16 protein-coding genes are annotated in these 22,832 nt (G+C 50.8%); 12 read left to right on the top strand and 4 right to left on the bottom strand.

Annotation, left to right across the window (positions count from 1 at the left end):
* The first annotated feature begins 371 nt into the window (after nucleotides 1–371).
* From ACVXHP_RS20365 to pmrB, 11 genes are all read left to right on the top strand, one after another.
* Entirely contained in the window at nucleotides 372–2,003 is a 1,632-nt protein-coding gene (locus ACVXHP_RS20365; protein WP_447572089.1) for a sensor histidine kinase, read from the top strand.
* The gene (gene dcuR, locus ACVXHP_RS20360; protein WP_042312889.1) at nucleotides 2,000–2,719 is read left to right on the top strand and encodes a two-component system response regulator DcuR; all 720 of its coding nucleotides are present in this window, start codon (nucleotides 2,000–2,002) and stop codon (nucleotides 2,717–2,719) included. Before ACVXHP_RS20365 ends, dcuR begins: the two co-directional genes overlap by 4 nt.
* A gap of 718 nt (nucleotides 2,720–3,437) precedes the next feature.
* A complete protein-coding gene (gene dcuB / locus ACVXHP_RS20355; RefSeq protein ID WP_003031873.1) occupies nucleotides 3,438–4,778 on the top strand; it encodes an anaerobic C4-dicarboxylate transporter DcuB in 1,341 nt (446 codons plus the stop codon).
* 96 nt (nucleotides 4,779–4,874) lie between these two features.
* Nucleotides 4,875–6,521, top strand: coding sequence for a class I fumarate hydratase FumA (gene fumA, locus ACVXHP_RS20350; protein ID WP_003031871.1), 1,647 nt, complete (start codon nucleotides 4,875–4,877; stop codon nucleotides 6,519–6,521).
* A gap of 147 nt (nucleotides 6,522–6,668) precedes the next feature.
* Nucleotides 6,669–7,301 carry a DUF2238 domain-containing protein gene (locus ACVXHP_RS20345; protein WP_447572088.1) on the top strand — a complete coding sequence of 211 codons (633 nt, stop codon included), beginning with the start codon at nucleotides 6,669–6,671 and terminating at the stop codon, nucleotides 7,299–7,301.
* 284 nt (nucleotides 7,302–7,585) lie between these two features.
* Nucleotides 7,586–9,853, top strand: coding sequence for an arginine decarboxylase (gene adiA / locus ACVXHP_RS20340; protein ID WP_447572092.1), 2,268 nt, complete (start codon nucleotides 7,586–7,588; stop codon nucleotides 9,851–9,853).
* A gap of 311 nt (nucleotides 9,854–10,164) precedes the next feature.
* Complete coding sequence (locus tag ACVXHP_RS20335) at nucleotides 10,165–10,926, top strand: AraC family transcriptional regulator (protein WP_447572091.1); 762 nt, start codon at nucleotides 10,165–10,167, stop codon at nucleotides 10,924–10,926.
* A 128-nt stretch (nucleotides 10,927–11,054) separates the two neighbouring features.
* Entirely contained in the window at nucleotides 11,055–12,392 is a 1,338-nt protein-coding gene (gene adiC / locus ACVXHP_RS20330; protein ID WP_038636433.1) for an arginine/agmatine antiporter, read from the top strand.
* Between the two features lie 117 nt (nucleotides 12,393–12,509).
* A complete protein-coding gene (gene eptA, locus ACVXHP_RS20325; protein ID WP_304702820.1) occupies nucleotides 12,510–14,147 on the top strand; it encodes a phosphoethanolamine transferase EptA in 1,638 nt (545 codons plus the stop codon).
* A 4-nt stretch (nucleotides 14,148–14,151) separates the two neighbouring features.
* Nucleotides 14,152–14,820: a two-component system response regulator PmrA gene (gene pmrA, locus ACVXHP_RS20320; RefSeq protein ID WP_038636427.1), complete on the top strand. Its 669-nt coding sequence runs from the start codon at nucleotides 14,152–14,154 to the stop codon at nucleotides 14,818–14,820.
* Nucleotides 14,821–15,903, top strand: a complete 1,083-nt coding sequence (pmrB, locus tag ACVXHP_RS20315) for a two-component system sensor histidine kinase PmrB (protein WP_316129682.1) — start codon at nucleotides 14,821–14,823, stop codon at nucleotides 15,901–15,903.
* On the opposite strand, the gene pmrR is transcribed toward pmrB, so the two are convergent.
* Entirely contained in the window at nucleotides 15,897–15,986 is a 90-nt protein-coding gene (gene pmrR, locus ACVXHP_RS20310) for an LpxT activity modulator PmrR (protein ID WP_200009420.1), read from the bottom strand. The two genes, pmrB and pmrR, sit on opposite strands and share 7 nt — an antisense overlap.
* Before the next feature lie 153 nt (nucleotides 15,987–16,139).
* Nucleotides 16,140–17,642 carry a glycine betaine/L-proline transporter ProP gene (proP, locus tag ACVXHP_RS20305; RefSeq protein WP_200009419.1) on the bottom strand — a complete coding sequence of 501 codons (1,503 nt, stop codon included), beginning with the start codon at nucleotides 17,640–17,642 and terminating at the stop codon, nucleotides 16,140–16,142.
* A 699-nt stretch (nucleotides 17,643–18,341) separates the two neighbouring features.
* On the opposite strand from proP, the gene kdgT reads away from it, so the two are divergent.
* Nucleotides 18,342–19,340, top strand: a complete 999-nt coding sequence (gene kdgT, locus ACVXHP_RS20300) for a 2-keto-3-deoxygluconate transporter (RefSeq protein WP_200009418.1) — start codon at nucleotides 18,342–18,344, stop codon at nucleotides 19,338–19,340.
* Nucleotides 19,341–19,370: 30 nt separating this feature from the next.
* Here kdgT and ACVXHP_RS20295 read toward each other — a convergent pair whose 3' ends face one another.
* Together ACVXHP_RS20295 and crfC are read right to left on the bottom strand one after the other, a co-directional pair.
* Entirely contained in the window at nucleotides 19,371–20,264 is an 894-nt protein-coding gene (locus ACVXHP_RS20295; RefSeq protein WP_200009417.1) for a diguanylate cyclase regulator RdcB family protein, read from the bottom strand.
* Nucleotides 20,261–22,618: a clamp-binding protein CrfC gene (gene crfC, locus ACVXHP_RS20290; protein WP_316129683.1), complete on the bottom strand. Its 2,358-nt coding sequence runs from the start codon at nucleotides 22,616–22,618 to the stop codon at nucleotides 20,261–20,263. Before crfC ends, ACVXHP_RS20295 begins: the two co-directional genes overlap by 4 nt.
* Nucleotides 22,619–22,832: the final 214 nt, after the last annotated feature.

The following is a 22,832-nucleotide window of genomic DNA, read 5'->3' as shown; positions in this document are numbered from 1 at the left end:
TTTCTCTTCAACCGACCGGGCTGTTTGTGTGAAGTGATTCACATCCGCCGTGTCGATGGAGGCGCATTATAGGGAGTTTCCTTCAGCCCGCAACCCTTAAATTGCAGAAAAATGACTGACTGCTGCATTCCACAGCAAAACCCCGCCTTATACCCATTTACACACAGAGTTATCCACAATCGTCAGAAAATTACCGGCACACATTGCGGAAAAGTGGAGATAACCGGTACAGAGAGCTCTATATAGAAAGCAATTCGCTCTCTATATATAGAAGAAGCACTGGCAGCCTAAGCCCCACATTCCTTACCACCTTTGAATTACGCATGCCGTCGGGCGATAATACCCGCACAAACCGTGATTCCAGGACCGTGATGAGACACTCTCTGCAACGTACTGCTATACGCAAACGCCCGATGAAGCTCGGCACTACCGTGATCCTCATGGTCAGTGCAGTACTCTTCTCAGTGCTGCTTGTTGTTCATCTGATTTACTTTTCGCAAATCAGCAACATGACACGTGATGCATTAGCGGATAAAGCGCTAGCGGTCGCGCGGACGCTGGCAAACTCGCCGGAGATCCGTCAGGGGTTAATGAAAAAGCCCAAGGAAAGCGGTATTCAGGCGATAGCTCAGGCGGTGAATAAGCGCAACGATTTTTTGTTCATCGTCGTCACCGATATGCAAAGCATTCGTTATTCCCATCCCGAAGCGCAGCGGATCGGCCAGCCGTTTAAAGGCGATGACATTTTGCTGGCTCTGCAGGGCAAAGAGAATGTTGCCATTAATCGCGGGTTTCTGGCTAAAGCTCTGCGCGTGTTTACCCCTATCTATGATGAGCATCACCGACAGATTGGCGTCGTGTCGATCGGCCTTGAGCTAAGCAGAGTGACTGAGCAGATCAATAACAGTCGCGGCAGCATCTTCTGGTCCATCTTGTTTGGCGTTCTGGTTGGGTTACTCGGCACATGGGTATTCGTCAAAGTCCTTAAGCGCATTCTGTTTGGCCTGGAGCCGTATGAAATCTCCAATCTGTTCGAACAACGCCAGGCGATGCTGCATTCTATAAAGGAAGGTGTCATTGCCGTTGACGAGTGTGGTGAAGTCACACTGATAAACCAGGCGGCGCAGGAACTGCTTGATTACCACAAATCACAAGACGATGCTCAGCTCTCAACGCTCAGCCACGCGTGGTCACAGGTGGTCGATTTTTCTCAGGTACTACGCGATGGAACGCCACGCCGCGATGAAGAGATCACGGTGAAAGATCGGCTACTCTTAATTAACACTGTTCCGGTACTCAGCAACGGAAAAATCATCGGGGCCATTTCAACGTTCCGCGATAAAACCGAAGTTCGGAAACTGATGCAACGCCTGGACGGCATGGTTAACTATGCCGACGCACTTCGTGAACGATCCCACGAATTCATGAACAAATTGCACGTGATTCTGGGATTATTGCACCTGAAAAGTTATAAGCAGCTTGAAAATTACATCCTGAAGACCGCGAACAATTATCAGGAAGAGATTGGCTCACTGTTAGGAAAAATAAAATCTCCGGTGATCGCTGGATTTTTACTCAGCAAGATTAATCGCACATCTGATTTAGGTCATAGTCTGGTCATTAGCAATGAAAGCCAATTGCCGGAAAACAGCAATGAAGATCAGGTAGCGGTGCTGATTACCGTTCTGGGGAATTTGATTGAAAACGCCCTGGAGGCGCTAGGTCAAGAACCGGGTGGCGAGATCAGCGTATCCTTGCACTATCGACACGGCTGGTTGCATTGCGAAGTGAATGACGATGGTCCGGGGATCGTCCCCGAACACATTGAGCACATCTTTGAGAAGGGCGTCTCGTCAAAAGGAACCGAACGAGGCGTCGGTTTAGCACTTGTGAAACAGCAGGTTGAAAGTGTTGGCGGCAATATTTCCGTCGAGTCTGAACCTGGGGTCTTCACCCAATTTTTTGTACAGTTACCGTGGAATGGTGAGAGGGCCAGCAGATGATCAATGTCTTAATTGTCGATGACGATGCAATGGTAGCGGAATTAAATCGTCGTTATGTCGCACAACTCTCCGGTTTTCATTGCTGCGGAACAGCCTCTACGCTGGAGAAAGCCAAAGAGATCATCTTTCATAGCGGTCATCATATCGATTTGATTTTGCTAGATATTTACATGCAAAAAGAAAATGGTCTGGATCTGCTACCCGTTCTGCACAGCGAAGGCTGCAAGTGTGATGTTATTGTCATCTCTTCCGCCGCTGACGCCACCACCATCAAAGACTCTCTTCACTATGGTGTCGTTGACTACCTGATCAAACCTTTCCAGGCTTCCCGTTTTGAAGAAGCGCTAACCGGCTGGCTACATAAGAAAACAGAGATGGAAAAGCATCAGTACTATGAACAGTCTGAGCTTGACCAACTGATTCACGGCAGCTCCTCCAGTGAGCAGGAAGTTCGCCGCTTACCGAAAGGATTAACGCCACAAACATTACGCACGCTGTGCCAGTGGATTGATGAGCACCAGGATCAGGAGTTCTCTACGGATGAGCTGGCCAATGAGGTCAATATCTCCCGCGTTTCTTGCCGAAAATACCTTATCTGGCTGGTTAATTGTCACATCTTATTTACCAGTATCCACTATGGCGTGACCGGTAGACCTGTTTATCGTTACCGCGTTCAGGCAGAGCAATACTCATTGCTTAAACAATATTGCCAATAAATACATTTTGGGATTATTTGTTATTTGAAAGTAACAATTATTAAAATAATGAAAAATCCCTATTTTACTGGTTTAAGCAGAAGCTTTATCAATTTGCGTTAGATCAAATATATTTGTATACAGCATGTCAAACGCTATATTTCAATATTGATAAACATCACACTGTTTTTAATTTCAAAATCGCTAACAAAAGTTAATTAAGTATTATCTAACTCGCAGAGTGTGTATTTTTACCCATAAAGGATTAGTCTGCAATTAACCAGACATACAAAATCTAGACTGGTAGCAATGGAGACCATGCTACGTACCATGGACACCGTACATTTTTGTGAGCAAATAAAAGCATCCGTACGCCAATCTCATTACATCATGAAATGGCGTGACCGTGATCACATAAATAACCCACTCACTCATTCTGTCGGTGGTTCATGCCATAGCGGAAAACGCAAAACAGATAAATTACAGCGTCAACCGCAGCTCTCTATGCCCAGCCCTGCTTCCCATCGCCTGAGGATTTTCTCCTCTGTTCAACGCCACAGAAAAAAGCTAAATATCGCCATAACTTTAAAAAGACATTCTAGCTAGATATTTGAACATTAATCGCAAATACGGACATATCGAATACTGACCATTTTTTGATGCCTATTCTGGCAAAAAAGAATGTGGCACAGATCCATTTTTCAAAAAATTGACTGGGTTTTTCGCGAGGGTAAATAAAATGTTATTTAGTATACAACTTCTCATAATATTAATATGTTTGTTCTATGGTGCCAGAAAAGGTGGTATCGCACTGGGCTTATTAGGCGGTATCGGCCTGGTCATTCTGGTTTTCGTTTTCCATCTCCAGCCGGGTAAACCACCTGTAGACGTTATGCTGGTTATTATTGCCGTGGTGGCCGCATCGGCAACCTTGCAAGCCTCCGGCGGCCTTGACGTTATGCTGCAAATCGCTGAAAAGCTGCTGCGCCGTAACCCAAAATACGTTTCCATCGTCGCGCCGTTTGTTACCTGCACCCTGACGATTCTCTGTGGTACAGGCCACGTGGTATACACCATTCTGCCAATCATTTATGACGTTGCCATTAAGAACAATATTCGCCCGGAACGTCCGATGGCGGCGAGTTCTATCGGTGCGCAGATGGGGATTATCGCCAGCCCGGTTTCCGTAGCCGTTGTGTCACTGGTCGCCATGCTGGGTAACGTGACGTTTGAAGGCAAACATCTCGAATTCCTCGACCTGCTCAGCATCACCATCCCGTCGACTCTGCTGGGTATACTGGCTATCGGTATTTTCAGTTGGTTCCGTGGTAAAGATCTGGATAAAGATGAAGAATTCCAGAAGTTTATTTCCGTACCTGAAAACCACAACTATGTTTATGGCGACACCGCCACGCTGTTAGACAAAAAACTGCCGAAAAGCAACTGGCTGGCCATGTGGATCTTCCTCGCCGCTATCGCCGTTGTTGCCGTGCTCGGCGCATTCTCTGAGCTGCGCCCTACCTTCAGCGGCAAACCGCTGTCCATGGTACTGGTTATCCAGATGTTCATGCTGCTGACCGGTGCGCTGATTATTATCCTGACGAAGACCAATCCCGCTTCAATATCTAAAAACGAAGTCTTCCGTTCCGGTATGATCGCGATTGTGGCGGTGTACGGTATTGCCTGGATGGCCGAAACAATGTTCGGCGCGCACATGACGGAAATCGAAGGTGTGCTGGGTAATATGGTGAAAGAGTATCCGTGGGCCTATGCAATTGTTCTGCTGCTGGTATCCAAGTTTGTAAACTCCCAGGCAGCGGCGCTGGCGGCGATTGTTCCAGTCGCGCTGGCAATCGGGGTTGATCCAGCGTACATCGTTGCTTCGGCGCCGGCATGTTACGGTTACTACATTCTGCCGACCTACCCGAGCGATCTGGCTGCTATTCAGTTTGACCGTTCCGGTACCACCCACATCGGCCGCTTCGTTATCAACCACAGCTTCATTCTGCCTGGTTTGATCGGCGTAAGCGTATCCTGTGTCTTTGGTTGGATATTCGCCGCAATGTACGGTTTCCTGTAATCACAGTTCGCGTGCCGTCCGCATTGGTACGGCACGCCACTCTTAAGACACAGTGAATTTCTAAATTCCTGATAAAAATGAAAAGGCTGGAAGCAAATGTCAAAAGTTGAATTCACTTACCAGGCGGCTTTCCCACTGGGGGAAGACAAAACTGAGTACTACCTGCTGACATCCGATCACGTCAGCGTCGGCGAGTTTGAAGGCGAGACAATCCTGAAAGTAGCCCCTGAAGCACTTACGCTACTGGCCCAGCAAGCCTTCCACGATGCCTCCTTCATGCTCCGCCCTGAACACCAACAGCAAGTCGCCTCAATTCTCCATGATCCCGAAGCCAGCGAAAACGATAAGTACGTGGCGCTGCAGTTCCTGAGAAACTCCGAAATCGCTGCCAAAGGCGTATTGCCAACCTGCCAGGATACCGGAACGGCCATTATCATGGGTAAAAAAGGCCAGCGCGTGTGGACCGGCGGCGGCGATGAAGCAGCGCTCTCCAAAGGCGTATTTAATACCTATATTGAAGATAACCTGCGCTACTCGCAAAACGCGGCGTTGGATATGTACAAAGAAGTGAATACCGGCACCAACCTGCCTGCACAAATCGATCTGTACAGCGTGGACGGTGACGAATACAAATTCCTGTGCGTGGCCAAAGGCGGTGGCTCAGCCAACAAAACCTACCTGTATCAGGAAACTAAAGCGCTGCTGACTCCCGGAAAACTGAAAAACTTCCTGGTGGAAAAAATGCGCACACTGGGTACCGCAGCTTGCCCGCCGTACCATATTGCATTCGTCATTGGCGGCACGTCAGCGGAAAGCACCCTTAAAACGGTGAAGCTGGCCAGCACACACTACTATGATGCACTGCCGACTGAAGGCAATGCTCACGGCCAGGCGTTCCGCGATCTGCAACTGGAACAGGAACTGCTGATCGAAGCACAGAAACTCGGCCTCGGCGCTCAGTTTGGCGGGAAATACTTCGCGCATGACATCCGCGTGATCCGCCTGCCTCGCCACGGCGCGTCCTGCCCGGTCGGTATGGGCGTTTCCTGCTCCGCGGACCGTAACATTAAAGCCAAGATTAACCGCGAAGGGATCTGGATTGAAAAACTGGAACATAATCCAGGTCAGTACATTCCAGAATCTCTGCGCCAGGCTGGCGAAGGCGAAGTGGTTAAGGTCGACCTTAACCGTCCGATGAAAGAGATCCTCGCCCAGCTTTCGCAGTACCCGGTTTCTACCCGCCTGTCACTGAGCGGCACGATTATTGTTGGTCGCGACATCGCCCACGCGAAGTTAAAAGAGCGTATTGAGTCCGGCGAAGGTCTACCGCAGTACGTAAAAGATCATCCGATCTACTACGCGGGCCCGGCAAAAACGCCAGCGGGTTATCCGTCCGGCTCTTTAGGCCCGACTACCGCAGGTCGTATGGACTCCTATGTTGACCTGTTGCAGTCACACGGCGGCAGCATGATCATGCTGGCAAAAGGTAACCGTAGCCAGCAGGTGACAGACGCTTGCCACAAACACGGCGGTTTCTACTTAGGCAGTATCGGCGGCCCGGCAGCGGTACTGGCGCAGCAGAGCATTAAGCATCTGGAATGCGTGGAATACCCGGAGCTGGGTATGGAAGCTATCTGGAAAATCGAAGTAGAAGATTTCCCGGCGTTCATCCTGGTCGATGATAAAGGCAACGATTTCTTCCAGCAAATCGTCAGCAAACAATGCGCTAACTGCGCGAAGTAACCTATTCGGCCCGGCACTGGACTGGCACTAAACTTTTGGCGTCAGTCCAGCGATCCCCCCGGGCCACCTTAGTCCCCCCATTTACAGGCGTTGAATTTTTGCGGCTCACAGGGAATAGTGATCTTTTCCATTACGTGTGAATTCACCATGCTCCGCACCCAGAACCCCATAATTTTGCATACTGGCGCGCTGATTCTGGCGCTGATCCTTATCTACACCGGTATCTGTGCCACTGAGAAAATCACCTGGCTGATGGAAGTCACGCCGGTCATTATCGTCGTACCGTTGTTGCTGACTACCGTAAAGCGCTACCCGTTGACGCCGCTGCTCTACACGCTAATTTTCTTTCACGCCATCATTCTGATGGTCGGCGGTATGTATACCTATGCCAAAGTCCCGGTCGGTTTTCAGGTTCAGGAATGGCTGGATCTCAGTCGTAATCCCTATGACAAGCTGGGTCACTTCTTTCAGGGGCTGGTGCCAGCGCTGACGGCAAGAGAGATTTTAGTGCGCGGTAATATTGTCCGTGGCCGCAAAATGCTGGCTTTTTTAGTCTGCTGCGTGGCATTGGCGATTAGCGCGACCTATGAGCTGATCGAATGGTGGGCGGCGCTGGCAATGGGTCAAGGAGCGGATGATTTTCTCGGCACGCAGGGCGACCCATGGGATACCCAATCCGATATGTTTTGCGCCCTGCTTGGGGCCTTAACTACCGTGCTTTTACTGGCGAGGACGCATTGCAAGCAACTGCGTCATTATGGGTTAAGCACCGCCAACTGAATGAAATCATTACCGGATGTCGCTGATGCGCATCCGGCCTGTGTACTTGCCATTCAGCAATATCAGTATCAGCCAAAAAAATATTCCCCCTGTCGATAAACGGCGGTTAAAATCCGCCATTAACACAACATAACTCATTGTTTAAAAACATATAAAACACAAATCAGACTATTTTTCACCCGCTTTACAGCCCATTTTCTCAGGATAATACTTGCCTGCGTCACATTCATACGGTGTGTCTGCAATCCATAAATTGCAACCTTTCCACAACCGGGTAAAAGATGATGAAAGTATTAATTGTTGAAAGTGAGTTTCTGCATCAGGACACCTGGGTCGGTAGCGCTGTCGAACGTCTGGCTGACGCGTTGAGCCGCCAGAATGTTACCGTCATTAAGTCCACCTCATTCGACGATGGTTACGCCATCCTCGCCGCGAATGAAGCCATTGATTGCCTGATGTTCAGCTATCAAATGGAACAACAAGATGAGCACCTGAATGTCAGGCAATTGATCGGCAAGCTCCATGAGCGCCAGCAAAACGTTCCCGTTTTCCTGCTGGGCGATCGCGAAAAAGCCACCGCATCGTTGGATCGCGACCTGCTGGAGCTTGTCGATGAATTCGCCTGGATTCTGGAAGACACCGCAGACTTTATCGCCGGGCGCGCCGTGGCGGCGATGACCCGTTACCGCCAGCAGCTTCTGCCGCCGCTGTTCAGCGCGCTGATGAAATATGGCGACATCCATGAATATTCCTGGGCGGCGCCTGGCCACCAGGGCGGCGTCGGATTTACCAAAACCCCTGCCGGTCGTTTCTACCATGACTACTACGGTGAAAACTTATTCCGCACCGACATGGGTATCGAACGCACCTCACTGGGTTCACTGCTGGATCATACTGGCGCATTTGGCGAGAGCGAAAAATATGCCGCCCGGGTGTTTGGCGCTGACCGCTCCTGGTCCGTGGTGGTCGGCACTTCCGGCTCTAACCGCACCATCATGCAAGCCTGTATGACCGACAACGACGTCGTGGTGCTGGATCGTAACTGCCATAAATCGATTGAACAGGGGCTGATCCTTACCGGGGCAAAACCGGTATACATGGTACCAAGCCGCAACCGCTACGGCATTATCGGGCCTATCTACCCGCAGGAAATGCAGCCAGAAACATTGCAGAAAAAAATCAGTGAAAGCCCACTGACAAAAGGCAAAGCCGGACAAAAACCGTCATACAGCGTCGTGACTAACTGTACCTATGACGGCGTTTGCTACAACGCAAAAGAGGCGCAGGATCTGCTCGCGCAAACCAGCGATCGTATCCACTTCGATGAGGCGTGGTACGGCTATGCCCGCTTTAACCCAATTTATGCCGATCACTACGCCATGCGTGGCGCGCCGGGCGATCATAACGGCCCTACCGTTTTCGCCACCCACTCGACTCACAAACTGCTGAATGCGCTCTCTCAGGCATCTTATATTCACGTCCGCGAAGGTCGTGGGGCCGTGAACTTCTCCCGCTTTAACCAGGCATACATGATGCACGCCACCACCTCTCCGCTGTATGCCATCTGCGCATCAAACGATGTGGCGGTTTCCATGATGGACGGTAACAGCGGCCTGTCGCTCACCCAGGAAGTGATCGACGAAGCGGTCGATTTCCGTCAGGCCATGGCACGGTTGTACAAAGAATTCACCGCCGAAGGCGACTGGTTCTTCAAACCGTGGAACAAAGAAGTGGTAACCGATCCGCAGACTGGCAAAACCTATGACTTTGCCGATGCGCCAACCCAACTCCTGACCACTGACCAGAACTGCTGGGTAATGCGTCCGGGCGAATCCTGGCACGGGTTTAAAGACCTGCCGGATAACTGGAGCATGCTGGACCCGATTAAAGTCAGCATTCTGGCGCCGGGGATGGGCGAGGATGGTGAACTGGAAGAGACCGGTGTTCCGGCTGCTCTGGTCACCGCCTGGCTTGGCCGTCACGGTATCGTGCCGACTCGTACCACCGACTTCCAGATTATGTTCCTGTTCTCAATGGGGATTACCCGTGGGAAATGGGGCACACTGATCAACACGTTGTGCTCTTTCAAACACCATTACGATGCGAATACTCCGCTGGCACAGGTAATGCCTGAACTGGTTGAGGAACATCCAGACACTTACGCAAACATGGGCATTCACGATCTTGGCGACACCATGTTTGCCTGGCTGAAAGAGAACAACCCTGGCAGCCGTCTCAATGCAGCCTACTCCGGCCTGCCTGTTGCTGAAATTACGCCGCGTGAAGCCTATAACGCGATAGTCAGCGATAACGTTGAGATGGTGGCCATTGAAAATCTGCAGGGCCGTATAGCAGCGAACTCCGTGATTCCTTACCCACCAGGAATTCCGATGCTGTTGTCTGGGGAAAACTTTGGCGACGCTAATAGCCCGCAGATTAGTTATCTACGTTCGTTGCAGTCCTGGGACCACCACTTCCCTGGATTTGAACATGAAACCGAAGGAACGGAAATTATTGACGGTGTGTATCACGTCATGTGCGTGAAAGCATAATGTCTTTTTTAGATAGTCCGATTTGAAGGGTGACATGTCATGCTTGAGTAATTCCTGAGTATTGCTGCAAAACAATAACATTGTCATACCTTTTTGCGCGGGACCACCCCGCGCTTTTTTTATACGAAAATTGCACGTTGCCACTTGCGTAAAAATTTATGTACACGGCAATAATCCCCACAGATATTGTAATTAATCTGAATATCGCTATTTTATCGCCTGTCTTGATTCATCACACAATTTCATTTGCCGGTTATTTCTTGCCCAATGGTGAGTTACGGTACTTTATGTCATCTTCCTGGAGTTTGGGTATGAGGCTTTGCAGCAAAGAAGCGTGTGTTGTCGTATTAACGGAGAAGGATGTTTGGTTAAGGATTAACGGTAAAGAAGCCATCAGTTTAAAAGCTAATCATATGGCGTTGGTGGCGTGTGATAACAATATTATCGATTTCTCATCACTTAATAACGCACTGGTCGTACATATCAGCCGCGATATCATTAAAGACTATCTGCGTTTTTTAAATAAAGACCTTTCACAGATCCCATTCTGGCAACGGAGTGCCAACCCAGTGATGACCGCCGTCTGTCTGACGCCGGATGTCTTCCGGGTGGCCGCCCAACATAGCGTAATGGAAACAGTGGACGAAGGTGAAAGAGAGCGTACACGCTCACTACAGTTCACGGTGTTATCGCGCTTTCTTGACAGCAAAAAATTTATTTCTTTGCTCATGCATATGCTGCGTAGCCGTATCAGCGACAGCGTTTATCACATTATTGAGAGCGACATACACAAAGACTGGAATTTAAGCATGGTCGCCAGTTGCCTATGCCTGAGTCCCAGCCTGTTAAAGAAGAAACTCAAAAGTGAAAATACAAGTTATAGTCAAATAATTACCACATGTCGCATGCGTTATGCCGTCAATCAACTCCTGATGGACGGAAAAAATATTTCCCAGGTTTCTCAACTGTGCGGATATAACAGTACTTCATACTTTATTTCCGTATTCAAAGAGTTCTATGGGATGACGCCGCTGCATTATGTTAGTCAGCATCGGGAGCGATCCGCTGCCTGAGTTTTAATCAGTTAGCGATAAGCCATAATAATATCAGCATTAGCGATACCCCAGCTCCGTCATCATAAAATAGTCTTTTGAAGAGGTATGATAAGTCCGTCATTTATCCTTATCAGGAGTTAAAAAATATGTCGACGGATGCTGATGCTCACAAAGTGGGCTTAATCCCCGTCACCCTTATGGTGTCGGGGAATATTATGGGTTCCGGTGTATTCCTGCTGCCCGCAAACCTTGCGTCAACTGGCGGGATTGCAATCTACGGATGGTTGGTCACGATTATCGGTGCTCTGGCACTGTCGATGGTGTACGCAAAAATGTCGTCCTTAGACTCCAGTCCCGGTGGTTCTTATGCTTATGCCCGCCGCTGCTTCGGTCCTTTTTTAGGCTACCAGACTAACGTCCTGTACTGGCTGGCCTGCTGGATTGGTAACATCGCCATGGTGGTCATTGGCGTAGGTTACCTGAGTTACTTCTTCCCCATCTTAAAAGATCCGCTGGTCCTGACGCTGACCTGTGTCGTGGTGCTGTGGATCTTCGTATTGCTGAACATTGTCGGCCCGAAAATGATCACCCGTGTACAGGCCGTCGCAACGGTGCTGGCGCTGGTGCCAATTGTCGGGATTGCCGTCTTCGGTTGGTTCTGGTTCCGCGGTGAAACCTATATGGCGGCCTGGAACGTCAGCGGCATGAACACCTTCGGTGCAATTCAAAGTACCCTGAACGTGACCTTATGGTCATTTATCGGGGTGGAAAGTGCCTCCGTCGCGGCAGGCGTGGTTAAAAATCCCAAACGTAACGTGCCTATCGCCACCATTGGCGGGGTGCTGATTGCCGCCGTTTGCTACGTGCTCTCCACTACCGCGATTATGGGGATGATCCCTAACGCTGCGCTGCGTGTTTCGGCCTCGCCGTTCGGTGATGCCGCAAGAATGGCGCTGGGCGACACCGCCGGGGCGATTGTCTCCTTCTGCGCCGCTGCCGGGTGCCTTGGTTCACTGGGCGGATGGACGCTGCTGGCCGGACAAACCGCCAAAGCGGCGGCCGATGACGGGCTGTTCCCGCCGATTTTTGCCCGCGTCAACAAAGCCGGTACCCCGGTGGCCGGGTTAATTATCGTCGGCATCCTGATGACCATTTTCCAGTTCAGCAGCATGTCGCCGAACGCCGCAAAAGAGTTTGGTCTGGTCTCTTCGGTTTCGGTCATCTTCACGCTGGTGCCATATCTGTACACCTGTGCCGCGTTGTTGCTGCTTGGTCATGGTCACTTCGGCAAAGCGCGTCCGCTGTATCTGGCGGTAACCTTTATCGCCTTTGTCTACTGCATCTGGGCGGTGATCGGTTCTGGCGCCAAAGAGGTGATGTGGTCGTTCGTCACGCTGATGATTATTACCGCGCTGTACGCACTTAACTACAACCGGATCCATAAAAACCCCTATCCATTGGATGCCCCGGTAAAAAATAGTTAACGAAAGCGGCACTGGTGAATAGCCGATATCCAACAAAAAGCCAATCTTAAGAACTTAAGGTTGGCTTAATTTTACTTTGAGAGGATCTGCCCCACTTAGTCGATGGAATCCCCTTTAATGTTAAAGCACCTGTTTAAAAGGCCCGCTCTCGGGTTAATCAGCTGGCTTCTGCTGCTCTCATTTTATCTTGCGACCTTTCTGAACATTGCGTTCTATAAACAAGTGCTGCAAGACCTTCCTCTGGATTCTGTGCGCAACGTGTTGGTGTTTTTATCGATGCCGGTCGTCGCTTTCAGCGTCATGAACATCGTGCTGACGCTGGCCTCATTCCTGTGGCTTAACCGTCTGGTGGCGTGCATTTTCATTCTGGTTGGCGCATCGGCTCAATATTTCATCATGACCTACGGCATCATCATCGATCGCTCGATGATCGCCAATATGATGGACACCACGCCCGCCGAAACCTTCGCCCTGATGACGCCACAAATGGTAATTACGCTCGGGGTGAGCGGTATTCTGGCCGCGCTCATTGCCTGCTGGATAAGAATCAAGCCGATTACTCCAGCGCTGCGCAGCGTGTTGTTCCGTGGCGCGAACATTCTGATCTCCGCGCTGCTGATCGTGCTGGTCGCCGCGTTCTTCTATAAAGATTACGCCTCACTGTTTCGCAACAACAAAGAACTGGTGAAATCCCTCAGCCCATCCAACAGCATTGTGGCGACATCATCATGGTATTCGCACCAGAGGCTGGCCCACCTGCCGCTGGTACGCATTGGCGAAGATGCACATCGCAATCCGTTGATGGTAAAAGAAAAGCGTAAAAACCTGACGATTGTGGTTCTCGGCGAGACCTCACGCGGCGACAACTTCTCCCTGTCTGGGTATGCGCGCCAGACCAATCCGCTACTGGAAAAAGATAATGTAGCCTATTTCCCGCGCACGACGTCTTGCGGTACGGCCACGGCGGTATCTGTGCCCTGCATGTTCTCAGATATGCCGCGCGCGCACTACGATGAAGAACTGGCGCAGCATCAGGAAGGCGTACTCGACATCATCCAGCGGGCGGGAATTAACGTGCTGTGGAATGATAACGACGGTGGATGTAAAGGAGCCTGCGATCGGGTGCCGCACCAGAATATGACTAAGCTGAACCTGCCGGGACAGTGTATTGATGGTGAATGCTATGATGAGGTGCTGTTCCACGGGCTGGAAGAGTACATTAATAATCTGCAAGGCGACGGCGTGATTGTGCTGCACACCATCGGCAGCCACGGTCCGACCTATTACAACCGCTATCCTGCGCAGTTCAAGAAATTTACGCCAACCTGCGACACCAACGAGATCCAGACCTGTTCCCAGCAACAGCTGGTCAATACATACGACAACACAATTCTTTATGTTGACTATATTGTTGATAAAGCAATCAATATACTGAAAGAGCATCAGGATAATTTCACCACCAGCCTGGTCTATCTTTCCGATCACGGTGAATCCTTAGGGGAAAATGGCGTCTATTTGCACGGCCTGCCGTATTCGATTGCGCCAGATACGCAAAAACATGTGCCGATGCTGCTGTGGCTCTCAGAAGATTATCAGCAACGCTATCAGGTCTCTCAGACATGTTTGCAAAAACGAGCAAGCTCAGAGAACTTCTCACAGGATAATCTCTTCTCGACCCTGCTGGGATTAACGGGCGTGCAAACACAGAAATATCAGGCGGCAGATGATATTCTGCAACCCTGCCGGGGAGGCTAAGCGAATGAAAATTCTGATTGTTGAAGACGATACGTTGTTATTACAGGGACTGATACTCGCCGCGCAAACAGAAGGCTATGCCTGCGATGGCGTATCCACCGCCCGAGCAGCGGAGCAGTGCCTGGAGACCGGACATTACAGTCTGGTGGTTCTGGACCTCGGCTTGCCGGATGAAGATGGCCTGCATTTCCTGAACCGGATCAGGCAGAAAAAATACACCGTGCCTGTACTCATCCTCACCGCCCGCGATACGGTGAAAGACCGGGTCAGCGGGCTGGACGTGGGTGCCGATGACTATCTGGTCAAACCGTTCGCGCTGGAAGAACTACACGCCCGCATCCGGGCGCTGCTGCGTCGTCATAACAATCAGGGTGAAAGCGAATTAATCGTCAGTAATCTGACGCTGAATATCGGTCGTCGCCAGGTGTGGATGGACGGGCAAGAGATTATCTTAACGCCGAAAGAATACGCGCTCCTGTCACGCCTGATGCTCAAGGCCGGAAGTCCGGTTCACCGGGAAATTCTGTATAACGACATCTACAGCTGGGATAACGAGCCGTCGACCAATACGCTGGAAGTCCACATCCATAATCTGCGCGATAAAGTGGGGAAATCACGTATCCGCACGGTCAGGGGATTTGGCTATATGCTGGTTGCCACAGAGGAAAGCTAAGTGAAGCTGCTGCAATATCTAAAACGACCGCTCCCTCTTCGCCAACGGTTAATACTGACGATAGGTCTAATTCTGCTGGTCTTTCAGCTCATTAGCACCTTCTGGTTGTGGCACGAAAGTACTGAGCAAATACAGTTATTCGAGCAGGCGCTACGCGATAACCGTAACAACGATCGCCACATCATGCATGAGATCCGCGAGGCTATCGCCAGCCTGATCGTCCCCGGCATCTTTATGGTCAGCCTGACGCTACTCATTTGCTACCAGGCGGTGCGGCGTATTACCCGTCCCCTTGCCGATCTGCAAAAAGAGTTAGAAGCACGGGCAGCGGATAACCTGGCCCCCATTGAAATTCACAGTTCAACCGTTGAGATACAGGCGGTCGTCTCAGCGCTCAACGAGCTGGTGACGCGGCTGACCACCACTATCGAAAACGAACGCTTATTTACCGCCGATGTCGCCCACGAACTGCGCACACCGCTGTCAGGCGTTCGCCTGCACCTGGAATTACTGTCAAAAGCCCATCACGTTGACGTTACCCCGTTAATTGCCCGTCTTGACCAAATGATGGACAGCGTGTCGCAACTGCTGCAACTCGCTCGCGTCGGACAGTCGTTTTCGGCCGGAAGCTACCAACATGTCAAACTGCTGGAGGACGTGATTCTGCCCTCCTATGACGAACTCAGTACCATGCTGGACCAGCGCCAGCAGACGCTACTCCTCCCGCAAAGCGCGGAGGACGTTATCGTGCGCGGCGACGCAACGCTGTTACGCATGCTGCTGCGCAATCTGGTGGAGAACGCGCATCGTTACAGCCCGGAAGGCACGAATATTACGATCGGCCTGAATACCGAGCATGATGCCGTCATGGCCGTCGATGATGAAGGGCCAGGCATTGATGAAAGTAAATGCGGGGAGTTAAGCAAAGCGTTTGTGCGCATGGACAGCCGTTTTGGCGGTATTGGGCTGGGGCTGAGCATTGTCAGTCGGATCACCCAGTTACATCACGGGCATTTCTATTTGCAGAATCGTCAGGGAGCCAGCGGCACTCGCGCCTGGGTGGAATTGACAAAAGCTCAGTAAGAACTCACCCATACGTACAAAAAGCTGCTGACGATCAGTACGCTACCCAGGGCAGTCAAACTTTCATAAATGCGGGTTTTCATGACACTCTCCTCCAATACGTTGGAGGAGAGTTTGCCTGAAGGATATTAAGCCAACCTTAAGTCGCGGTGATAGAAAAACATAATGCGCTGTATGGCGGCTAATGCCTTATCCGGCCTACGGAGTACAACGTTACCCGTAGGCCTGAAAGCGAATTACTCATCAATACGCGGATGCTGCTGAACCAGACGCGAACGCTTAATCTGCAATTCCGCAATTTCCTGATCGATATCCTCGATTTTATGCTCGATGTTATCGTAGTGCTCACCGAGAATCTCTTTCGCTTCCTGAATATCCGAAGCGGCAGGCGTCGCCCCTTTCAGTGGCTTATTCGCGGTCTCTTTCATGGTTATACCGGTAATTAAACCAACCACCGCAATCACCATCAGGTAGTAAGCGGGCATCATCAGATTCTGCGAACTTTCCACCAGCCAGGCAGCCAGGGTTGGCGTCAGACCCGCAACCAATACCGAGATATTAAACGCCGCCGCCAACGCGCTATAACGAATATGCGTCGGGAACATCGCCGGTAACGTTGAGGCCATCACCCCGGTAAAGCAATTGAGGATCACCGCCAGCATCAGCAGCCCGGCAAAAATCAGGCCGATGACATTACTGTTAATCAGGATAAATGCCGGAATCGCCAGCACAAACAGCGCAATACTGCCCATAATCACAAACGGGCGACGACCGAAGCGATCGCTGAGCAGACCCATCACCGGCTGCACAAACAGCATACCAATCATGATGGCGATGATAATCAACACACCGTGATCTTCAGAGTAATGCAGGTTATGCGACAAGTAGCTCGGCATATAGGTGAGCAGCATGTAGTAGGTGACGTTGGTGGCAATCACCAGACCGATACACGCCAGCAGGCTACGCCAATGTTTGGTCGCAATATCTTTAAAGGAAACCTTCGGACCTTCCTGCAGACCCTCACGGTCGCCCTGTTCCAGTTTATCAACGTGCTGCTGGAACGCCGGCGTCTCTTCCAGCGCATGACGCAGGTACAGACCAATCAGCCCTAACGGCAGCGCCAGGAAGAACGGAATACGCCAGCCCCACTCAAGGAAATTTGCCTCGCCGACGATGGTTGAAATCAGTACCACCACGCCCGCGCCCAGCACAAACCCGGCAATCGAGCCGAAGTCCAGCCAGCTCCCCATAAATCCACGTTTACGGTCAGGCGAATATTCCGCGACAAATATCGACGCCCCGGTGTACTCGCCGCCGACCGAGAACCCCTGCGCCATCTTACACAGCAGCAGCAGGATCGGCGCCCAGATACCAATCGAGGCATATGACGGTATAAGACCGATACAGAAGGTACTGATCGACATAATCACAATGGTGATAGCGAGGATCTTCTGACGACCGTACTTATCGCCAAGCATACCGAAGAACAATCCGCCAAGCGGTCGAATCAGAAAGGGAACAGAGAAGGTGGCAAGTGCAGCAACCATCTGCACGCTGGGGTCAGCCCCCGGGAAGAACACTTTACCTAATGCGTAAGCAACAAACCCATAAACACCAAAATCAAACCACTCCATCGCATTACCTAACGACGCCGCGGTAATGGCTTTTCGCAACTTTCCGTCATCAATAATGGTGACGTCGCGCAGCGTAATGGGTTTTATTTTTTTCCTTTTTAGCATACCAGTCCTCTTAGACTTAGCCCTGTCGCGCACAGTTCGACGCTCCTAACGCAACATGCGCTAAGGTCATCGCCGAGCGGGGAATGCACAGACGCAATCCCTGTAACAAGCGTAGCAGGTTTACTTACACTGGCTGGAAACGAGCAGTACAACCGAACCTGTTGACGCCTGATTGGGCGGTTAATGACCTCTTTACCCTAACAGTGTTTAAATTTGTGATCAACTTCACACATGGTATTTCATTTCGTCAACCTGCGTAAATAAGGTCATTCTGAGTCAGCTTTTTTACATGTCATGCTTGCGATTTACTGACAATTAAATACAAGAATAAATCGCTTTATTGCACCAACAATCACAGCGGTCACTATTATTCTGCTAGCAAAAAAACCACCTAATCACTTCACAAAAAGATCACAGCTTTTTTAATAATCAGAGCGCTTGAGAACTTTTGCGCAGAATATGTGATGAAGATAACTAAAACATCGTTTTATTTTGATTGAATCAACGTTCCCATGAATGCAAACTAATTCCAGACGCAATATCCCTGGGAGCAGCAACACGCTCAATGTATGCCGCGTTAGTTTTTATAAAACAAAGAGATAGCTGTTTTCTTTGTTAAAACACATAAGTAACCATTTGAATTTATTAATTTTTAATTTCTTGCGCGTGTAATGCCTGCGACAAGACATGAGGACGTTTATGAAAATTAAAGCCACGATTGAACGCATCCCCGGCGGAATGATGTTGATTCCTCTGCTATTAGGCGCAGTGTTAAATACCTTAGCTCCCGATACCGGCGCGTATTTCGGTTCGTTTACCAAAGGCATGATCAGCGGAACGGTGCCTATTCTGGCGGTGTGGTTTTTTTGTATTGGGGCATCTATCGATTTACGGGCAACCGGTACGGTATTACGCAAGTCCGGTACGCTGGTCATCACCAAAATAGCCGTGGCGTGGGTAGTGGCAATGATAGCCGCGTCATTTATTCCTGATACCGGTATTCAAACCGGGTTCTTTGCGGGACTTTCCGTACTGGCAATTGTTTCCGCGATGGATATGACCAACGGTGGTCTGTACGCCAGCCTGATGAACCAGTACGGAACGAAAGAAGAGTCCGGCGCATTTGTATTAATGTCTCTGGAATCCGGTCCGTTGATGACGATGGTGATCCTGGGTTCTGCGGGCCTGGCCTCCTTCGAGCCACACCATTTTATCGGCGCGGTATTACCGTTCCTGATTGGCTTTACGCTGGGTAACCTGGATCACGACCTGCGTTCTTTCTTCAGCAAAGCCACGCCGGTGCTGATCCCGTTCTTCGGCTTTGCGCTGGGCAACACCATTAATCTGAGCGTCATCGTTGATACCGGTCTGTTGGGTATTCTGCTGGGTGTCGCGGTTATCATTATCACCGGTATCCCGCTGATTATTGCTGACCGCGTTATCGGCGGAGGGAACGGTACGGCAGGCGTTGCAGCCTCTTCTGCGGCAGGCGCTGCGGTGGCAAACCCGGTGATTATCGCCCAGATTAACCCCGCATTTGAACCGGTAGCCGCCTCCGCCACGGCGCTGGTTGCCGCCAGCGTAATTGTCACCGCCATTCTGGTGCCGATTATCACCGCGCTGTATGCCAAACGCTTTAATAAAAACCTGGTCGCCAACGAGACGGCAGCAACCCCGGCAGACTCTCTGCACCACTAACTCTGCCTTAGCCTCACTGACCGTTCCTGCTCAATTGATGAGCGGGGACGGTGCAAAAATCTCCTCAACCATCGCATCAGCCAGCCTTTTCGCCGAACACAATCGCGGCATTCCTAACGCCACATTTTGCCAACGCTGCGTCACCGACCAGCTCACCGGATGGCGCTGCGCATCACACCAATCGCCTAACCAGCTCAACATATCGTTGTGCTCGCCCGAGCCGCCGACCGTCGGCGCGCTGAGCCAATGATGATAATAATGACGCGTAGCGGGTGCCGCATTTACGCTGTCTGCCAGCGTCTGCGCAGCCATGATGCGCAGGTTGTCTTTAAGCATTGAGACCACATCGGCATTCGCTAACCGGCAGGCGTCACCGAACGCTCCCCAGCGTAGTTCTTCCAGCGCAACAAAGCAGCGACCGGGTAACGACCAGCCGTCATACGCCCCAGCCCGCCAACGGGTAAAAATTTGCTCGCTGTGTTCGCCTGCCTGAACCGTCAGGCCACGTTGCGTCAACGCCTTCTCTTTATACGCGCCACGTTGAGTGAACCAGTCCGTAAGCGAATTTATCTGCTGTATGAGACCGGGGGTGGACAGCCCCCGCGGATGTTCGGTCTGTTGTAAAAACAGTAGCCGTTCGGCAATGCGCACCAGCGCCAGGTGGCCCGGATCGATCATGCCCGCCAGCTTCTCCACCAGCTTCAGACGCATCACCAGGTGCTCGCTGGACACTCCCGCCATCACCCACGCTCGGAGTTGTGTCTGGGATAGCACCTCCTGCGTCAGGCGCGCGCGCAACCGCTGCTGCTGTTGCAGAAAACCGCCGGACCGTTTGGTTTCATCTCCTTGAACCAGATCGACCATAAACTTCGGGTAGACACACTCCAGCGTTCGCCCGGGGCCTTCCAGTAACACGTTAGTCATGTGTGCTCGGTTGCAAAAAGGGTGTTGATATCGTCGCGCAGCAAGCGGGAATCTTCATAAAGCCATGCTGCCGTCGTAATACGATGCTGCAATTGTTCATTCAACGCATTTACCGCAGACTCATTTTGCTGGCGCAGGGTCAGACTCTCACGCAGGCTCGCCTGCAATTGCGTCAGGCACAGTGAAAAATCAGCAAAAAACGTGGCCATGCCTGCCGTAACGGAAATATCGACCTGAGCAACTAAAGCTTTACGAATTTGTTGGCAAAACTGGGTAACGTAATGCACAAGACTCTTGTGCAGCGCGCCCATATCAATGAGATAACGCGTTTTTGTTGCGACGTAATCATTCCATCCCCAGTTGGGCTGATTCAGCCAACGGGAGAAAGTGTCACGCACCACACCGCCAGTAGACGATGCATTTTCCGCCGGAATATCCTGTTCGATAGCCTCATTAAATAGCTGGCGGGTATTAAAATTAAACATCGCCGCATGAAACGCCGGAAAACGGATCCGCGCACGAAACCCGGCATGATTCAGCTCCTCTTTCACCCGCAATTCAATGGGGCGCATAGCATCATTAAGTGCCCGGGACAGGGTCGACTCAAGCTGCTCAAAACGTAGCGCTAAATCCCGGCTTATACTCTCCTGCGCTGCCAGCAATACCCCTTCACAGGATGAGCGCATTTTATCTAAGACAATTTTTGCCTGCCCTTCGTCATGCAGCACCAGCATTTCACCCGCCATTTCAGCCGTTACAACGCCTGATCCCTGACCGTGCGGTGACATCATTAGAACGTTTTCTTTGACAAAAAACGTATTGATGCCGCCCAGAATCTCCGTCTGTTGCTCATTGAGATAGGTCGCGGCAGATGCCAGCGCCAGTTCTACCTCATGGTTAACTTCATCGCTCACTCGCCCCTGGCTCACCTGTAACTGCTGCATATCCTCTTCAATATGCGTAATGTTCAGCCGCAGTTTTTCATAGGCCACCGTTAATCCGTGGGCGCGAAACTCCAGATATTCGTGTGCGCTTTGCGCATAGTTCAATAACTTATGTGACGCGGAACGTAGCGCATACAGCGAAGCATTAGCGTGAGCGGCATGAATCACTTTCTGGATCGGCTGCTCAAACAGCGAATCTTCCCACAGTAAATCGGCGGCATGACGGATATGCTCCGTATCCTCAAGATCGGTGGTACGCCAGCGTCTGCCAAGCGCCGCTTCGGCAAAATCCTGTACCCAGCGTTGCACCTGATGATCCGGCAACCGCCCACGGGTGGTTAGCTCATGACGCGCTCTGTTCGCCAGATAGCCCCACATCGAGGAAACCGGATAGATCCGCTCAGGGGTGATTCCGCCTTGCATCAGCGTGCCGGAAATCAAGGCCCGCACCTGCTCTTCATCATCACTGTTGCGGTCTTTCTGATCGAATTTGTTGACCAGCGCGTACAGCGGCACTGATTTCCCGACCGCCATAATCGCCCGACGGACTTCTTCATCGGAAATTGACTTCAGTTGGGTGTAATCCATCACTGCCAGTACCGCTGAAGCCCGCGCCAGCTGTTCATTCAGCATTTTTTGTAAGTGCGGTTGCCCGGCCTCGTTCGGCCCCGGCGTATCCAGTAGCGTTAATTGCCCCGGATAGCTTGCCTGTCCGGCCAAATGGACAAATTCGACTTCGATAACCGGAATATGCTCAATCGCGGCATAGGCGGCAAAAGGAAAATCAGCCTCCAGCGCCTTTGACAAACGCACCAGGTCATTCAGTCTTTTAAGACAATGGAAAATAGGCTGGGCGCCAAGATAATACCGTTCAAATGCCACGCCGTTTTCAATATGCTCCAGCAGGACGTTCATATCCTTATCAATTTCCAGCGTCTGCGTAAGACGCTGGCGATCGCATGCCCGCATACGCTGCTGTAAAACTTTCATTAAGGCTTCGATCGGCGCAACATGCAAAAAATGCAGCACCGGCTCTTTTTGCCCCGGCGTATGGCGAATAAGCGTCGGTAACGCCGTCATCGGGCGATTACGATTAGGTAAAACTTCCGTGCCGACAATCGCGTTAATCGTCGTCGATTTTCCCGCTTTCATGGTGCCAACGATGGCCAGCACCATTTCCAGACGCGTAATCTTGCGCAGCTCATTATTGAGCGTCGCTTGCTGGGCATCCATACCACGCGCGCTGAAATGCAGCGGCTGCACAACCTGTCTGCTATGCTCCCCATGTTGCAGCGCGACATCATCCAACGACGTGATGGGCAATTTTTGTAATTGCCCGAGATGTTCAAGAGAGAACATCAGCAAGCGTTCTGCTTCCTGACTTAATTCATATATTGTCTGTGTGTGCATGGAAAATCTTTCCTTAACGCAAATGGCATTGCTTTTATTTAGCCTAATCGTTTTATTTATAGATTTTCGGCTTTTATAATTACGTGTGGAAATAATTAAAATCGAAACAACCAATTGATATTATTAAAATAAATTAGGCATATAACCGCTGGCCTGATGCCTCTCACTTATGTAATAAGTAAGAAAGATAAACAGCGTAGTTCAGTTTTAAAAA

It is taken from the genome of Citrobacter freundii complex sp. 2025EL-00176 (assembly GCF_053309355.1).
This window is presented reverse-complemented; position numbering and strand designations above follow the sequence as displayed.

Bases quoted from the DNA above. Each gene is read 5' to 3' on its own strand.
- ACVXHP_RS20345 (WP_447572088.1), top strand. From the start codon at position 6,669: ATGCTCCGCACCCAGAACCCCATAATTTTGCATACTGGCGCGCTGATT.
- adiC (WP_038636433.1), top strand. From the start codon at position 11,055: ATGTCGACGGATGCTGATGCTCACAAAGTGGGCTTAATCCCCGTCACC.
- pmrA (WP_038636427.1), top strand. From the start codon at position 14,152: ATGAAAATTCTGATTGTTGAAGACGATACGTTGTTATTACAGGGACTG.
- pmrR (WP_200009420.1), bottom strand. From the start codon at position 15,986: ATGAAAACCCGCATTTATGAAAGTTTGACTGCCCTGGGTAGCGTACTG.
- kdgT (WP_200009418.1), top strand. From the start codon at position 18,342: ATGAAAATTAAAGCCACGATTGAACGCATCCCCGGCGGAATGATGTTG.
- ACVXHP_RS20365 (WP_447572089.1), top strand. From the start codon at position 372: ATGAGACACTCTCTGCAACGTACTGCTATACGCAAACGCCCGATGAAG.
- fumA (WP_003031871.1), top strand. From the start codon at position 4,875: ATGTCAAAAGTTGAATTCACTTACCAGGCGGCTTTCCCACTGGGGGAA.
- crfC (WP_316129683.1), bottom strand. From the start codon at position 22,618: ATGCACACACAGACAATATATGAATTAAGTCAGGAAGCAGAACGCTTG.
- proP (WP_200009419.1), bottom strand. From the start codon at position 17,642: ATGCTAAAAAGGAAAAAAATAAAACCCATTACGCTGCGCGACGTCACC.
- eptA (WP_304702820.1), top strand. From the start codon at position 12,510: ATGTTAAAGCACCTGTTTAAAAGGCCCGCTCTCGGGTTAATCAGCTGG.
- ACVXHP_RS20295 (WP_200009417.1), bottom strand. From the start codon at position 20,264: ATGACTAACGTGTTACTGGAAGGCCCCGGGCGAACGCTGGAGTGTGTC.
- dcuR (WP_042312889.1), top strand. From the start codon at position 2,000: ATGATCAATGTCTTAATTGTCGATGACGATGCAATGGTAGCGGAATTA.
- dcuB (WP_003031873.1), top strand. From the start codon at position 3,438: ATGTTATTTAGTATACAACTTCTCATAATATTAATATGTTTGTTCTAT.
- adiA (WP_447572092.1), top strand. From the start codon at position 7,586: ATGAAAGTATTAATTGTTGAAAGTGAGTTTCTGCATCAGGACACCTGG.
- ACVXHP_RS20335 (WP_447572091.1), top strand. From the start codon at position 10,165: ATGAGGCTTTGCAGCAAAGAAGCGTGTGTTGTCGTATTAACGGAGAAG.